The sequence below is a fragment of the Polymorphum gilvum SL003B-26A1 genome, from assembly GCF_000192745.1.
GTDB classification, from domain to species: Bacteria; Pseudomonadota; Alphaproteobacteria; order Rhizobiales; family Stappiaceae; genus Polymorphum; species Polymorphum gilvum.
In genome coordinates this window covers 2911798-2926764 of the sequence record NC_015259.1, presented here as the reverse complement: position 1 = coordinate 2926764, position 14967 = coordinate 2911798, and the positions used below count along the sequence as shown (strand labels likewise).

Genomic DNA, 14967 nt, shown 5'->3' with positions numbered 1-14967 from the left:
CTCTCCATTCTCCCCCCTTGAGGGGGAGATATCGGCGATAGCCGACAGAGGGGGGTATAGTGCCGTCCGGCATACCTGGCGTTTGGAGCGATCTTCCGTCACCCCCCTCTGTCTCCTGCGGAGACATCTCCCCCTCAAGGGGGGAGAGGGGCGTGCGCGGTACCTTCGGGTTTCGTTACTGAAGTTCCGTTTTAATAAGCGGCTTAAAATGGGGGAGTTCGGGATGCCCCACCATGACGTTGCTAAATCGCTACGCGGCAATGCGAAGACGCTGCGCAGAAATATGACCGAGGCCGAGAAGAAACTTTGGCAAGCGCTAAGGGGACATCGGTTGGAGGGAATATCCTTTCGCCGTCAAATGCCGATTGCAGGTTATATTGTCGATTTCGCTGCTCCAGCCTGCAAGGTGATCGTGGAACTGGACGGTTCGCAGCACGGTGAAGGGCCTGGAATGAAAGCGGGCATCGAGCGTGACAGTCGCCTGTTCGAACTTGGCTGGAAGGTCCTTCGCTTCTGGAATCCTGACGTCATGAACGAACTCGACGGTGTTTGCCGCAGAGTCCTGGAAGCTTGTGGCCGGGAGGATCGGGCATGACTAGCTTGGTATCCCACTCCGGCGGCTGCCAGTGCGGCGCCGTGCGGTTCAGGGTAGAGGGGCCGCTCGGCCAGGCCTCGATCTGCCATTGCCGCATGTGCCAGAAGGCCTTCGGCGCCTTCTACGCGCCGCTGGTCTCCGTGCGCGCCGGCACGCTTGCCTGGACGCGTGGCGAGCCGGCGAGGTTCCGCAGTTCCAACCACGTCAGCCGCGGGTTCTGCCGCGCCTGCGGCACGCCGCTGACCTACGAGGCCCCGGACGGCGTGGCGCTCGCCATCGGCGCCTTCGACCATCCAGAGGCGATCGCCCCGGCGATCCAGTACGGCGTCGAGGCGAAGCTGTCCTACACCGACACGCTGCACGCGCTGCCGGTGCGCCGCACCGAGGAGGATGCGGCCGCGCTCGCGTTCCTGAACAGCCTCGTCGGCTTCCAGCATCCCGATCACGACACGCAAGCCTGGCCGCCCGAAACGGGCGGCGCGCAAGGACACCGAGAATGACCCGCGAACGCCTCTATCTTTTCGACACCACGCTCAGGGACGGTGCCCAGACCAGCGGCATCGACTTCTCGGTAACCGAGAAGATCGCCATCGCGGAACTGCTCGACCGGCTCGGTGTCGATTATGTCGAGGGCGGCTATCCGGGCGCCAATCCGACCGACACGGAATTCTTCCGGGAAAAGCGCACGAAGCGGGCGACCTTCACCGCCTTCGGCATGACCAAGCGGGCGGGCCGGTCGGTTGCCAACGACCCGGGCGTGCAGATGCTGCTCGATGCCGCGGCCGACGCCATCTGCTTCGTCGCCAAGGCCTGGGACTACCACGTGCGGGTCGCGCTCGGCTGCAGCAACGAGGAGAACCTGGACGCCATCCGCGACAGCGTCGAGGCGGCGGTCGCCGCCGGCCGCGAGGCGATGGTCGACTGCGAGCACTTCTTCGACGGCTACAAGGCCAATCCCGACTACGCGCTCGCCTGCGCCCGCACGGCCCACGAGGCCGGGGCGCGCTGGGTCGTGCTGTGCGACACCAACGGCGGCACGCTGCCGGGCGAGGTGGAGGCGATCGTGCGCGCGGTGACCGCCGTGGTGCCCGGCGCCAACCTCGGCATCCATGCTCACGATGACACCGGCCAAGCGGTGGCCAATTCGCTCGCCGCCGTCAACGCCGGCGCGCGCCAGATCCAGGGCACGCTTAACGGCATCGGCGAGCGCTGCGGCAACGCCAACCTGATCACCCTGATCCCGACGCTGATGCTCAAGACGCCCTACAGGGACCGGCTCGAACTCGGCATCGACGCGGCACGGCTGACGGAGATCACGGCGATCTCGCACGCCTTCGACGAGATGCTGAACCGCGCGCCGAACCGGCATGCGCCCTATGTCGGCGAAAGCGCCTTCGCCACCAAGGCTGGCATCCACGCCTCGGCGATCCTCAAGGAGCCGCAGACCTACGAGCACGTACCGCCGGAAGTGGTCGGCAACAAGCGCAAGGTGCTGGTCTCCGACCAGGCCGGCAAGAGCAACCTGCTCGGCGAACTGGCGCGCCTCGGCGTTGAGGTCGACAAGGCGGACCCGCGCCTCGACCGGCTGCTCGCCGAGGTCAAGGAGCGCGAGGCGGCGGGCTATGCCTACGAGGCGGCCGACGCCTCGTTCGAACTGCTCGCCCGCAAGGCGCTCGGCAAGGTGCCGCGCTTCTTCGACGTCAAGTCGTTCCGCGTCATGGTCGAACGGCGTCACAACGCGCTCGGCCAGCTGGTCAGCGTCTCCGAGGCGGTGGTCAAGGTCGACGTCGACGGAGAGACGCGCATGAACGTGTCGGAGGGCAACGGCCCGGTCAACGCCCTCGACGGGGCGCTCAGAAAGGATCTGGGCAAGTACCAGTCGGCCATTGAGGGGCTGGAACTGGTGGACTACAAGGTGCGTATCCTCGACGGCGGCACCGGCGCGGTCACGCGGGTTCTGATCGAGAGCCACGACAAGACCACCCACCGGCGCTGGTTCACCATCGGGGTCTCCAGCAACATCGTCGACGCCTCGTTCCAGGCGCTGGTCGATTCCATTACCTACGCGCTGCTTAAGGCGGACGTCGCCTGACGCGGGCATCCGTGCGAAGGAAACACCGCCATGGCCGAGGCGAGCCCGGCAACGCGCGCGCAAAGCGAGCTGCGCACCGGCGTTCTGTTCGCGCTCGCCGCTTACGGGCTGTGGGGCGTGCTGCCGGCCTATTTCAAGCTGATCGGCAGCATCTCCGCCGACGTCATCGTCGCCCACCGGGTGATCTGGTCGATGGTCTTCGTCGGCGGCTACCTGGCCTATCAGGGCAGGCTCCGCGAGATCCTCGCGATCCTGCGCACGCCGCGCCTCGTCGGCCTGCTGCTGTGTTCGGCGCTGATCATCGGCGGCAACTGGCTGGTGTTCGTCTGGGCGATCGGTGAGAACCGGGTGCTCGACATCTCCCTCGGCTATTTCATCAACCCGCTGGTCAGCGTGGTGATCGGCCTCGTCGTGCTCGGCGAACGGCTGAGCCGCATCCAGACCATTGCGGTCGGTCTGGCGATCGCGGCGGTGATGATCAAGACGGTGCTGTTCGGCGGCCTGCCCTGGGTCGGCCTGGTGCTCGCCGTCAGCTTTGCCGCCTACGGCTACCTGCGCAAAGTGACGCCGGTCGGCGCCACGGCCGGCATGCTGGTCGAGATCCTGCTGCTGTTGCCTCTGGCCGTCCTCTACATCGCGCTTGTCGTGCCGGAGAGCGTCGATCCGGCCAACCTGGAAAGCCCGTGGCTGATGCCGGCGCTCGCCGGCGCGGGCCTGGTTACCGCAGTGCCGCTGATCTTCTTTTCCGCCGCCGCCCGGCGCCTGCCGCTGGTGATCATGGGCCTGCTGCAGTATCTCGCCCCGTCGCTGCAGTTCCTGCAGGCGGTGTTCGTCTGGGGCGAGCCGCTGGATCCGGCCCAGCTCGGCACCTTCGCCATGATCTGGGCTGCACTGGCCCTTGTCAGCGCCGAGTCCTGGCGCCGTATGCGCGCCGGCCGCGGGTTGTGACGGAAAGAGTTAAAGCTTGTCGTAGGGCGCCCTGGCCACGTCGACCTTGACCTTGTCGTGCGGCGCGGCTTCGACGGCCGCGAACAGCATCGGCAGCACGTCGTCGATTCGGTCGGCGACCAGGTAGGGGACCTCGGTCTCCGCGCGGATGAAGGCTTCCTTGCGCATGTGGTCGAGCAGCTCCAGCAGCGGCGACCAGAAGCCGTCGATGTTGGCGAGCAGCACCGGCTTGCGGTGTTGGCCGAGCTGTGCCCAGGTCATCATCTCGACGACCTCCTCCAGCGTGCCGATGCCGCCGGGCAGGGCAACGAAGGCGTCGGAGCGCTGGAACATCAGCCGCTTGCGCTCGTGCATGTCCTCGGTGACGATCAGGTCGCTCACGTCCCGGAGCATGACCTCGCGTTTTTCGAGAAAATGAGGGATAATGCCGGTGACCGAGCCGCCACTGGCTAGGGTGGCCTTGGCCACCGTGCCCATCAGGCCGACGGACCCGCCGCCGTAGACGAGGGCGACGCCCGCATCCGCCAGGGCTGTTCCGAAATCGGAGGCGGCGCGCTTGTAGGCCGGGTTCTCGCCGGTCCCGGAGCCGCAATAGACGCAAACGCTTTTCAAGACTGCCATGAGCGATGTGTGGCATTGGAGCGGCGCCCGGGTCAAGCGGAGCGTCCGGTGGCGCTTGCTTGCCGCTGTGCGAAAAGACGTATATCCATGCTTGGCAGCGGCAGGCACGAGGAAATCCGTAGCCATGTCCGTGACATGGCGTGAAGAAACGCTTTGCCGGATCGGGGCGCGCGACCGCGCCGTCCGGCCGGCAAGGGATGGGGTCGGGTGATGACGCGAATCGGAGTGATCTGGAGTCTTGTCGTGGCGGTTGTCGTCGGCGCTGCGGCGGTGACGACCGGGTACATCTATACCCGCGACAAGGAGCCGGCGCCGCAGACGGCGACGGGCACGCCCTCCGCGCCCGACCAGGCCGCAACGACGCAAACGGGGGAAGCCCAGAGCGAGGATGCGGCGGCTCCCGAGTCTACCGGCGTCGCGCCGACCTTCGATGTCGTCGGCATCGAGCCCGGCGGCGAGACCGTGGTCGCCGGCCGATCCGAGCCCGGCGCAATCGTCGCGCTGCTCGCCAACGGCGAGGTGGTCGGCAAGGGCGTCGCCAACGCCGAGGGCGAATGGACGATCATTCTCGACACGCCGCTGCCTGCCGGAGACTACGACATCGCCCTGCGCGCAGAGTCGGCCGACGGAATGCTTCTGGCCGACTCCGAGCAGCGCCTGACCGTATCCTTGCCCGAAGGCGGCAGAGACAGGCCGCTCATCGTGCTGAACGCCCCGGATGCCGCGTCGACGGTGCTGCAGGCGCCGGAAGTCGAGGTTGCGGCGGCTGAAACGGCCCCTGAAACGGCATTGGCCGGTGCCCAGCCGGCCCCTGCCGAGACCGCCGCCGGCACGCAGCCAGCGTCCCCGGCTGCCGTCGAAACGGCTGCCGGTCCGGAGCCGGAAACCTCTGCATCTCCTACCGGAGAAGTGCCGGCCGGCGAAGCCTCGGGCGAGACGGCGACGGCGCAGGCCCCGGCCGGCCAGCCTGAACCTGCGGCGGAGACCGGCGCAGGACCGACACCGCAGCCGGACGCGGCCGCTCCGGCCGCCGTCGCGGAGGCGGAGGTCCGGCCGACCGCGCCCGATGCTCCGGTCGATGGTCCGGCCGATACCGCTCCGCAGCCGGCGACTACGGTAGCCGAGGACGCCGGCACTGCGGCCGCCCAGAACGGTCTCGCCGTGACCGTCGAGGCGGTCGAATCGGAAAACGGCACGCTCTACGTCGCCGGGCGCGCCGAACCCAACGCGACCGTCCGCGTCTATGTCGATGGCGCGCATGTCGGCGATGCGGTCGCCAACGATACCGGCCGTTGGCTGCTGCAGGGCGAGCGCCAGGTCGAGGCCGGCGAGGTCGAGGTGCGCGTCGATCAGGTCGAGAGCACGGCTGCGAGCGTCGTCGCGCGGGCGGCGGTCACCTTCGAGAAGGGTGCGGATGCGGTGGTGCTGACCCGGGTGAGTGCGGAAGGAACCGCGGGCGGCCCGACCGGCGCCTCGGGCGAGGCGGGCAGCCGCGCGTTGCCCAACGTGATCATCCGCAAGGGCGACAATCTGTGGAACATCTCTCGCCGCCTCTATGGCGAGGGGATGCGCTACACCACCATCTACCAGGCCAACAAGGGCCAGATCCGCAACCCGGACCTGATCTATCCCGGCCAGGTTTTCCTGACGCCGGAAGGCGATCTCGGCTGGACGCCCGAGCCCGGAACGAACTGATCCGTACGCGTTCGCCGGCCGGGGTCCCGGACGGACGGGGTCCCGGACGGATCCGGCCGCTCGGACGCTGTGCCATTTCGGCTGCGGTCGAGTTTAAATCCCGGTGCCCCCTTGTCCCGGCCGCAATTGATCGTATATCGACGATAGAAGGCGCGTCCTGTTGGGACGCAAACGAGGAAACCCACCGCCATGGCCGATCCGGACACCGACCCGGGCCAGGGTCCCGGCGGCGCGGACATCGACGATCTGGCCGCGGTTTACCGGGCGCTCGGCCATCCTGCCAGGCTGCGGATCCTCACGGAACTGGCCGCCCGCTCGCAGGCCTGCTGCGGCGAAATCGTCGACGTTCTGCCGCTGGCCCAGTCCACCGTGTCGCAGCACCTGCAGGTGCTCAAGGACGCCGGCCTGCTGACCTGCGACGTCCGCGGCCGTACCTGCTGCTACCGCTTGAGCGAAACGGCGATCACGCGGGCCGAGGGCCTCTCGGCCGACTTGATGCAGCGGCTCGCGTCGAGCGCAGGGGTCGGTTGCCGCAAGGGCATCGAGGGCAAGTCCATGGAGACCAGCGAATGACCGACCAGACAGCTGCGACCGACCCGGACGCTCCGGCCCGGGCGAATGGCGCGGCGCGGGCGGCTCGGCAAAGGCTGGTCAGCGCCGACGAGGGGTCGACCTTCGTGACCCTGGCCAACTTGTGGCCCTACATCTGGCCGTCCGGCCGCCCCGACCTGAAGATGCGGGTGGTGCTCGCCATCGTGGCGCTGGTGATTGCCAAGGTGGTCACGGTGCTGTCGCCCTATTTCTTCGCCTGGGCGTCCGATGCGCTGACCGGCGAGGCCGCCGGCCTGCCGGCGTTTCTCGTCGCGCCGGTGATGCTGGTCCTCGCCTACAACGCCGCGCGGGTGCTGGCCGTCGCCTTCAACCAGATGCGCGACGCGCTGTTCGCGCGTGTCGGCCAGCACGCGGTGCGCCAACTCGCCATCATCACGTTCCGCCACATGCACCAGTTGTCGCTGCGCTTCCACCTGGCGCGCCGCACCGGGGGGCTGAGCCGGGTCATCGAGCGCGGCGTCAAGGGCATCGAGGCGATCGTCCGCTTCACCATCCTGAACGGTGTTCCGACCCTGATGGAATTCGCCCTCATGGCTGGTGTGATTTGGTACCAGTTCGGCTTCCACTACGTCGTCATCGTGGCGGTGATGATCGTCGCCTATGTGTGGTTTTCGGTGAAGACTTCCAACTGGCGCATATCGATCCGCCGGGAGATGAACGACAGCGACACCGAGGCCAATTCCAAGGCCATCGACAGCCTGCTCAACTTCGAGACGGTGAAGTATTTCGGCAACGAGAAGATGGAAGCCGACCGTTTCGACGTCTCCATGGCCGCCTACGAGAAGGCGGCGACGCGCACCTGGACGTCGCTTGCGTGGCTCAACTTCGGCCAAGCCGTCATCCTGGGCATCGGCACAGCGGCCTGTATGGTGCTGTCCGCCCGGTCGGTGATGGCCGGCACCCAGACCATCGGCGAGTTCGTGCTGATCAACGCGCTGCTGATGCAGATCTCGATCCCATTGAACTTCATCGGTTTCCTGTACCGCGAGATCCGCCAGGGCCTGGCCGACATCGAAGCCATGTTCACCCTGCTCGGCGTGCCGGCCGAGATCACCGACAGGCCCGGCGCCCAGCCGTTGAAGGCCGTGGAGGGCGCGATCCGCTTCGAGGACGTCCGCTTCCACTACGATGCCGAGCGGGAAATCCTGAAGGGCATCAGCTTCGACGTGCCCGCCGGGCACACGATCGCCATCGTCGGACCGTCGGGCGCCGGCAAGTCGACCATCTCGCGCCTGCTGTTCCGCTTCTACGACGTCAGCGGGGGACGCATCCTGATCGACGGCCAGGACGTGCGCGACGTCACCCAGGAAAGCCTGCGCCACGCCATCGGCATGGTGCCGCAGGACACGGTGCTGTTCAACGACACCATCGCCTACAACATCCGCTACGGCCGGCCCGACGCCACGGAAGAGGAAGTCCGCGCGGCGGCGAGCATGGCCCAGATCGACCGCTTCATCGAGACCCTGCCGCAGGGCTTCGCCACCGAGGTCGGCGAGCGCGGGCTCAAGCTGTCGGGCGGCGAGAAGCAGCGCGTCGCCATCGCCCGTACCATCCTGAAGGCGCCGCCGATCCTGATCCTCGACGAGGCGACCTCTGCGCTCGACACCCACACCGAGCGCGAGATCCAGGCGGCGCTCGACCAGGTGTCGCGCAATCGCACGACGCTGGTCATCGCCCACCGCCTGTCGACGGTCGTCAATGCCGACCTGATCCTGGTGCTGGAAGCCGGGCGCATCGTCGAGCGTGGCACCCATGGCGACCTGCTCGCCAGCAAGGGACTCTATGCCTCCATGTGGGACCGCCAGCGCGAGGCGGACGAGGCGGAAGAGCGCCTGCGCGCCGCCAAGGCGGCCGACGATCTCGGTGTCGTGGTGCGCGGCCCTCGGGCGGGAGAGCCGCTCTGACGCATCGCCGCGCGCTGCAGAGGGCGTGCGCAAGGCCGTTTTCCGGTTCAATTGCACGCCGAAACACTCTAGAAATCACCGGCAGTCCTGGGCGCTCCCAGGACCGTCCAAGACTGCGTTCCGGATTGCGGACCGCCACCCGAACCGGGCTGGCAGGCGGCAGCCGGCTCCCGCCGAAAGGATCGGACCTCGCTCATGTCGCTCGTTGATTCCGTCACTCGCGCCTTCGTTCCCATCCACCGGGAGGGCTGGCCGTTCATCGCCATCGGCCTGGTCGCGAGCGTCGTGCTCGGCTGGTTCGTCGGACCGCTGTTCTGGATCGGCCTGATTCTGACCGGCTGGGTCACCTATTTCTTCCGCGATCCGCCGCGGGTGACGCCGGTGACCGAAGGCCTCGTCATCTCGCCCGCCGACGGCGTGGTCAGCCAGGTGGGCCCGGCCCGTCCGCCCGCGGAGCTCGATCTCGGCGCCGAGCCGATGATGCGCGTGTCGGTGTTCATGAACGTTTTCAACTGCCACGTGAACCGCGCGCCGATCGGCGGCCGCATCGTGCGCATTGCCTACCGGGCCGGCCGCTTCATCAACGCCGAACTGGACAAGGCCAGCGAGCACAACGAGCGCAACGGCCTTGTCATTGAGTCCGGCGACACGCGCATCGGCGTCGTGCAGATCGCCGGCCTGGTGGCGCGCCGGATCGTCTGCTTCGTGCGCGAGGGCGAGAACGTCGCCACCGGCGAGCGCTTCGGCCTGATCCGCTTCGGCTCGCGCCTCGACGTCTACATGCCGATCGGCACGGTGCCCAGGGTCGCCATAGGCCAGACGATGATCGCGGGCGAGACCGTGCTGGCGGACCTGCGCGACGAGCGCGCCGTCGGCCAGCCGCTCACCCGCATGAGCTGAGGTCCCCGTGTCCGCGCCCTTCGCCCCCTTCGATCCCGGCGGCACCGACCGCACCGGCCGCCGCACGCCCCGCTTCCGGCGCGTGCCGATGCGCCTGATCCTGCCCAACATGGTGACGCTGCTGGCGCTGTGCTCGGGCCTGACGGCGATCCGCATGGCCTTCGAGGGGCGCTGGGACTATGCGGTCGGCGCCGTCCTGATCGCCGCCGTGCTCGACGCGCTCGACGGCCGCGTCGCGCGGCTGCTGAAGGGCACGTCGCGGTTCGGCGCGGAACTCGATTCGCTTGCCGATTTCGTCAATTTCGGCGTCACGCCGGCGTTGATGCTCTATGTCTGGCTGCTCAAGGAGGTCCAGTCGCTCGGCTGGATCGCCGCGCTTGCCTTTGCCATCTCGACCGCGCTCCGTCTGGCCCGCTTCAACGTGTCGCTGGACGATCCCGACAAGCCGGCCTGGGCGGTGAACTTCTTCACCGGCGTGCCCGCGCCGGCCGGCGCGCTCACGGTGCTGATGCCGATCTACTTGGAGTTCGTCGGCGTGCTGCCGCACTGGCCGGAATTCGCGCCGGGCGTCGCGCTCTACACCATGTTCATCGGCTTCCTGATGATCAGCCGCCTGCCGACCTATTCGGGCAAGAAGATCGGCACTCGGATCCGCCGCGACCTGGTCCTGCCGTTGTTCGTCCTCGCCGTGTTGCTGGTGGCGCTGACGGTCAGCTATCCGTTCCAGATGCTTACCCTGGCCGCCAGCGCCTATCTCGTCTCCATTCCCTTGGCCTGGCGCAGCCACCGCGCCTATGCCTTGACCGGCGACGCTCCGGTGCCGGACGACGACGGCGACTGCGCCGACACCGACCTCGACCACCTCGGCGACAAGGACAAGAGCGACTCGGCCTGAGCTCAGCGCCGCGGCGTGCGGGACCTCCGGGACCTGCTGCCCGCACTACTCCGCCGCGTGCGGCAGGCCGTCGAGGCGGCTGCGGGCCGGCTCCGGCCGCTCCAGGCTCACCACGCCGGCGCCGGCGTGCGCCGGAGCGGCTTCGGCGACCGCCGCGGCAGTCCCGGCCGCGGCCGGGGCGGATCGGTCGCCGGTCGCCCGGTTCCACAGGCGCCGGGCCGATGCCGTCCAAACGCCCGGCGCGGCGATCATGGTCGGGATCAGGATCAGCGTCAGGATGGTCGAGAAGCCGAGGCCGAAGATCACCGCCGTCGACAGCTGGATCCACCAGATCGCGGTGATGCTGCCGACCGCGGTCACCTGGTTGAAGAAGTCGAAGTTGACCTGGGTCGCCATCGGGATCAGGCCGGCGATGGTGGTGATCGTGGTCAGCATGATCGGCCGGATCCGCTGCGCCGAGGTCTTCAGGATCGCGTCGAGCGACTCCATGCCGTCCTCGCGGAAGCGGTTGTAGGTGTCGAGCAGCACGATGGCGTTGTTCACCACGATGCCCGCCAGCGCCACGATGCCGGTGCCGGTCATGATGATCGAGAACTTCTGGCCGGTGATCAGCATGCCGAGCAGCACGCCCATGACCGACATGACCACCGTCGAGAGGGTCAGGAAGGTCTGGTAGAACGAGTTGAACTGGGTCAGCAGGATCACGAACATCAGGAACAGCGAGGCGACCATGGCCCTCATCAGGAACTCGCCGGATTCCTTCTGGTCCTCGTCGGCGCCGCGGAACTTCAGGTAGACGTTGGTCGGCCAGGTCTGGCCCTTCAGCCAGGCGTCGAGTTCCCGGACCTTGTCGTCGGCGAGCACCCCGGCGTCCTTGTCGACACCGGCCTTCAGCATCATGGAATAGAGCCCATCGCGGCGCGTGATCGAGGACACCTTCTGGGCCGGTGCGCGCTCGACGAAATTGGCCAGCGGCACCAGGCCGAGCGGCGTCTGCAGGCGCAACTGGTCGAAGCGGTCGAGGGTGCGCTCGTCCTGCGGCAGGCGCACGCGGATGTCGACCTCGTCCTCTGAATCCGTCGGCCGGTACTTGCCGATCAGCACGCCGTTTGTGACCAGCTGCACCATGCTGCCGACCGAGACGATGCCGGCCTGATAGCGGCCGGCCTGCTCGCGGTCGATGGTCAGCTGCCATTCGATGCCGGGCAGGGGGCGGTCGTCCTCCTGGTCGAGCAGGCCGGGCATGGTGTCCATGTGGGCGCGGATGCGCGCGACGGTCGCGGTCAGCGTGGCGTAGTCGGTCGACTTGACTTCCAGCTGGACGTCCTTGCCCGACGGCGGGCCCATCTCGATCTTGCGCGTCTCGACCTTGATGCCGGGCAGGAACGCGGTCCTCTCACGGATTTCCCTGAAGATCTCCGCAGCCTTGCGCCGGCAGCAATAGTCGGCGAACTCGATCTGCAGCTCGCCGACCGTGTCGGCCGGCTTGTCCTGTACACCGCCGAGAATCTTGCCGCCGCCGCCGCCGCCAGGGGCATAGGCTGCGGTGACGACGTTCTCGATGCCCTCGATGCGCAGCACGACGTCTTCCACCTCGCCGACCAGGTCGCGCGCCTCCGCCGCCGACAGGTTGCCGCGGGCGGACACCAGCACGATCGCCTGTTCGGGTTCCTCCTCGACGAAGAATTCGACGCCGGCGTTGTTGGCGCCGAAGGCGACGAAGATCGCCGCGCACAGGCCGACCACCGCGACGACGGTCACGACATTGCCGACCGGGTTGCCGGCGAGCAGCTTCAGGATGCGGACATAGAGGCCGGTGGCGCCGCGGATCTCGCGCACGTCGAAGGCCTGGGCGCCGGACAGCAGCGCGGCCGCGGCGCGGTCCTCCTCCGCCCGCCGGGCCGCACGTGCCCGCGACCAGGCGACGAGCGGGCGCAGCAGCCGGTAGGCGACGAGGCCGGCGCCGAGGAAGCCGGCGGCCGCCAGCGCCTGTCGTAAGCCGTCGGCGAGCGGCGCCGACAGCAGCGCGCCGGCGGTGGCGAGCGCAAAGGCGAAGGCGAGCACGCCCGTCGCGTGGCGGCCGGTCCAGTGCGACACGGCGGCGAAGATGCCGCCGGTGACCGGCAGGAACACCATCGCCGTCAGCAGCGAGGCGGTCAGCACGATGATGACCATGATCGGCAGGTAGCTCATGAACTCGCCGGCCACGCCCGGCCACAGCAGCATGGGCAGGAAGGCGGCCAGCGTCGTCGCCGTCGACGAGACGATCGGCCAGAACATCAGCTTGGCGGCGCGGATGTAGGCCTCGCGGTCCTCCATGCCCTCGGCGATCTTGCGGTCGGCGTATTCGACCATGACGATGGCGCCGTCGACCAGCATGCCGACGGTCAGCACCAGGCCGAACATGACCATGGTGTTCACCGTGTAGCCGAGGCCGGACAGGATCAGAAAGCCGACCATGAACGAGGTCGGGATGGCGAGGCCGACCAGCAGCGCCGAGCGCAGTCCGAGCGAGGCGACCACCAGGACCATGACCAGGAAGATGGCGGTCAGGATCGACGACTGCAGCGAGCCGAGTACTTCGTAGATGTTGGCCGACTGGTCGAGCATGATGTCGACCCGGATGGTCTCCGGCCAGTCGGCAGCGGCCGCCTGAACGACGGAGCGGACGGCGTCGTTGTTCTCGATGACGTTGGTGCCGATGCGCTTGGTCACCTGCAGCGCGATCGCCGGGCGGCCGTTGACGCGGGTGTAGGAGGTCGCGTCCTTGAAGGTGCGCCGGATCTCGGCGACGTCGCCGAGGGTGACCAGGCCCTCGCCGCTCTGCTTGAGCGGCAGGGCGTAGACGTCCTGCGCGGTTTCGACGAGGCCCGGCACCTTGACGTTGAAGCGACCCTTGCCGCTGTCGAGGAAGCCGGCGGGAACCAGCTGGTTGTTCTGGGTCAGCGAGGTGATCAGCTCTTCCTGGGTGATCGAATAGGATTCCAGCTTGCGCGTGTCGATCAGCACCTCGAGCAGTTCTTCCCGGTGCCCGGACAGATCGGCGGAGCGGACCGTGTCGATGGCCTCGATCTCGGCCTTGAGCCGGCGCGCGTGCTGGTAGAGCGTGCGCTCGGGCACGTTGCCCGACAGCGTCACCGTGATGGTCGGCAGCAGGGCGAAGTTGGTTTCCGAGATGGTCGGCTCGTCGGCTTCGGCCGGCAGCTTGGACTTCGCCTGGTCGACCTTGTCGCGCACGTCGGCGAGCGCCTCGTCCTTGTCGAAGGAGATGTCGAATTCCAGGATGATGGCGGCATGGCCTTCGGAGGCGATCGCGGTGATCTCCTTCAAGCCGTCGAGGCCGCGCAGCTCGGTCTCCATCGGGCGCACGAGCAGGCGCTCGGCGTCCTCGGGCGAGATGCCTTGCTGCGACACCGAGATGTAGAACACCGGCACGTCGATGTCCGGGGTGTCCTCCTTGGGGATGGCGAAATAGGCCGTGACGCCGGCGACGACGAGCGCCAGCATCAGCACGAACACCGTCTTGGGACGGCGCAGGACGCTTTCGAGCATCGCGATCATCGCCCGGCCTCCACGGTCTCGAACACCGGTTCGACGGCCTCGCCGTCGCCGACATAGTCCTGGCCGACGACGATGACGTCGGCCATTTCCGGCAGGCCCGAGAGCCATACGCCGTCCGCCTCGCCGCCGAGAACCCTGACCGGCACGAACCGCGCCCGGTTGTCGGCGTCGACGGTGCGCACGCCGACGCGCCCGGCGTCGTCAAGCGTCAGGATCGCCGGCGACACCTTGTGCGCCTTCTCCGCCGCCAGCGGCAGGCGGGTGAGGGCGGTCGTGCCGTCGCGGGCGCGTCCGTCCGGATTGGGCAGTTCGACCTCGATGCGAAAGGTACGCGTGTCCGGATTGGCGGACGGCGCGATGTAGCGCACGCTGCCGGACAGCGTGGTGCCGTCGACCAGGTCGACCTCGGCCGGCATGCCGGGCGCGATCAGGCCGATGCTGAGTTCGGACACCTGGCCGATGGCGATCATCGGATCGCTGTCGACCACGGTTCCGCACGGGTCGCCGATCTTCAGGTGATCGCCGACATAGGCCATCGGGCTTTCGACGATGCCGCCGATCGGCGCCCGGATGATCGTGCGCTCCAGTTCAAGTTCCGCCTCGTGCAGGCGCGCCTTGGTGGCGTCGTGGGCGGCCCTGAGTGCGGCGACGCGGGTCTCGGCGGCAAATCCCTTGGCGTTCAGTTGGCGTGCGGCCTCGTAGTCGAGGCGCGCCTGGGCTTCCGCGGCCGTTGCTTCGAGGACGCCCGCCTCGCGGGCGCCCCTGTCGAGCACGCACAGCGTGTCGCCGGCCGCCACCCGGGCACCTTCGCGAACCGGCCGCTCTGCGACCCGGCCCGCGGTTTCGGCCCGCACCGCCACCTTCGCCTCGGCCTGCGTGCTGCCGCGCACCGTGAGCACGGAGTTGCGCTCCTCCGCGACGAGCCGTGCGACCTTGACGCGGAACGGCCTGTCGCCGGCCTGCTCCTGGCGTTCGGCCGGCGGCGGCGTCGCCTCGGCGCTGTCGCCGCGCCCGCCGATGACTACCGTGCCGGTCCACATCCACATGCCGATGGCGCCGGCAAGGCCGATGGCGAGAAAATAGGAGGCTTTCAGTCGCATTCTCAAAAAACTCCGGATGGGAGCGCCGGTCGCGCTATGCCGGC

12 protein-coding genes are annotated in these 14967 nt (G+C 68.2%); 9 read left to right on the top strand and 3 right to left on the bottom strand.

Annotated features, from left to right (window positions below; all coding sequences use genetic code 11):
• The first annotated feature begins 223 nt into the window (after positions 1 to 223).
• Genes SL003B_RS22805 through rarD form a run of 4 tightly spaced genes read left to right on the top strand, consistent with a single transcriptional unit; the run spans position 224 to position 3635 of the window.
• Complete coding sequence (locus tag SL003B_RS22805; protein WP_083812179.1) at positions 224 to 595, top strand: endonuclease domain-containing protein; 372 nt, start codon at positions 224 to 226, stop codon at positions 593 to 595.
• Positions 592 to 1095 carry a GFA family protein gene (locus SL003B_RS13795; protein WP_041375547.1) on the top strand — a complete coding sequence of 168 codons (504 nt, stop codon included), beginning with the start codon at positions 592 to 594 and terminating at the stop codon, positions 1093 to 1095. The genes SL003B_RS22805 and SL003B_RS13795 overlap by 4 nt, the downstream gene beginning before the upstream one ends.
• A complete protein-coding gene (gene cimA / locus SL003B_RS13790; RefSeq protein WP_013653473.1) occupies positions 1092 to 2687 on the top strand; it encodes a citramalate synthase in 1596 nt (531 codons plus the stop codon). Before SL003B_RS13795 ends, cimA begins: the two co-directional genes overlap by 4 nt.
• Before the next feature lie 30 nt (positions 2688 to 2717).
• A complete protein-coding gene (rarD, locus tag SL003B_RS13785) occupies positions 2718 to 3635 on the top strand; it encodes an EamA family transporter RarD (RefSeq protein ID WP_013653472.1) in 918 nt (305 codons plus the stop codon).
• A gap of 9 nt (positions 3636 to 3644) precedes the next feature.
• Here rarD and SL003B_RS13780 read toward each other — a convergent pair whose 3' ends face one another.
• The gene (locus SL003B_RS13780) at positions 3645 to 4256 is read right to left on the bottom strand and encodes an LOG family protein (protein WP_013653471.1); all 612 of its coding nucleotides are present in this window, start codon (positions 4254 to 4256) and stop codon (positions 3645 to 3647) included.
• A gap of 210 nt (positions 4257 to 4466) precedes the next feature.
• On the opposite strand from SL003B_RS13780, the gene SL003B_RS13775 reads away from it, so the two are divergent.
• The 5 genes from SL003B_RS13775 (at position 4467) to SL003B_RS13755 (ending at position 10262) form a co-directional block, all read left to right on the top strand.
• Positions 4467 to 5951, top strand: coding sequence for a LysM peptidoglycan-binding domain-containing protein (locus SL003B_RS13775; RefSeq protein ID WP_041375546.1), 1485 nt, complete (start codon positions 4467 to 4469; stop codon positions 5949 to 5951).
• A gap of 189 nt (positions 5952 to 6140) precedes the next feature.
• Entirely contained in the window at positions 6141 to 6524 is a 384-nt protein-coding gene (locus SL003B_RS22395; RefSeq protein ID WP_013653469.1) for an ArsR/SmtB family transcription factor, read from the top strand.
• Entirely contained in the window at positions 6521 to 8467 is a 1947-nt protein-coding gene (locus SL003B_RS13765) for an ABCB family ABC transporter ATP-binding protein/permease (RefSeq protein ID WP_013653468.1), read from the top strand. The genes SL003B_RS22395 and SL003B_RS13765 overlap by 4 nt, the downstream gene beginning before the upstream one ends.
• A gap of 87 nt (positions 8468 to 8554) precedes the next feature.
• Positions 8555 to 9367 (top strand): phosphatidylserine decarboxylase, encoded by an 813-nt coding sequence (locus SL003B_RS13760; protein WP_277914629.1) that lies wholly within the window; start codon positions 8555 to 8557, stop codon positions 9365 to 9367.
• A gap of 7 nt (positions 9368 to 9374) precedes the next feature.
• On the top strand, positions 9375 to 10262 hold the full coding sequence (locus SL003B_RS13755; RefSeq protein WP_013653466.1) for a CDP-alcohol phosphatidyltransferase family protein: 888 nt from the start codon (positions 9375 to 9377) through the stop codon (positions 10260 to 10262).
• 45 nt (positions 10263 to 10307) lie between these two features.
• Here the strand turns inward: SL003B_RS13755 and SL003B_RS13750 are convergent, their stop codons facing one another.
• A complete protein-coding gene (locus SL003B_RS13750; RefSeq protein ID WP_013653465.1) occupies positions 10308 to 13823 on the bottom strand; it encodes an efflux RND transporter permease subunit in 3516 nt (1171 codons plus the stop codon).
• The gene (locus tag SL003B_RS13745; protein WP_013653464.1) at positions 13820 to 14923 is read right to left on the bottom strand and encodes an efflux RND transporter periplasmic adaptor subunit; all 1104 of its coding nucleotides are present in this window, start codon (positions 14921 to 14923) and stop codon (positions 13820 to 13822) included. Before SL003B_RS13745 ends, SL003B_RS13750 begins: the two co-directional genes overlap by 4 nt.
• Between the last annotated feature and the right edge of the window lie 44 nt (positions 14924 to 14967).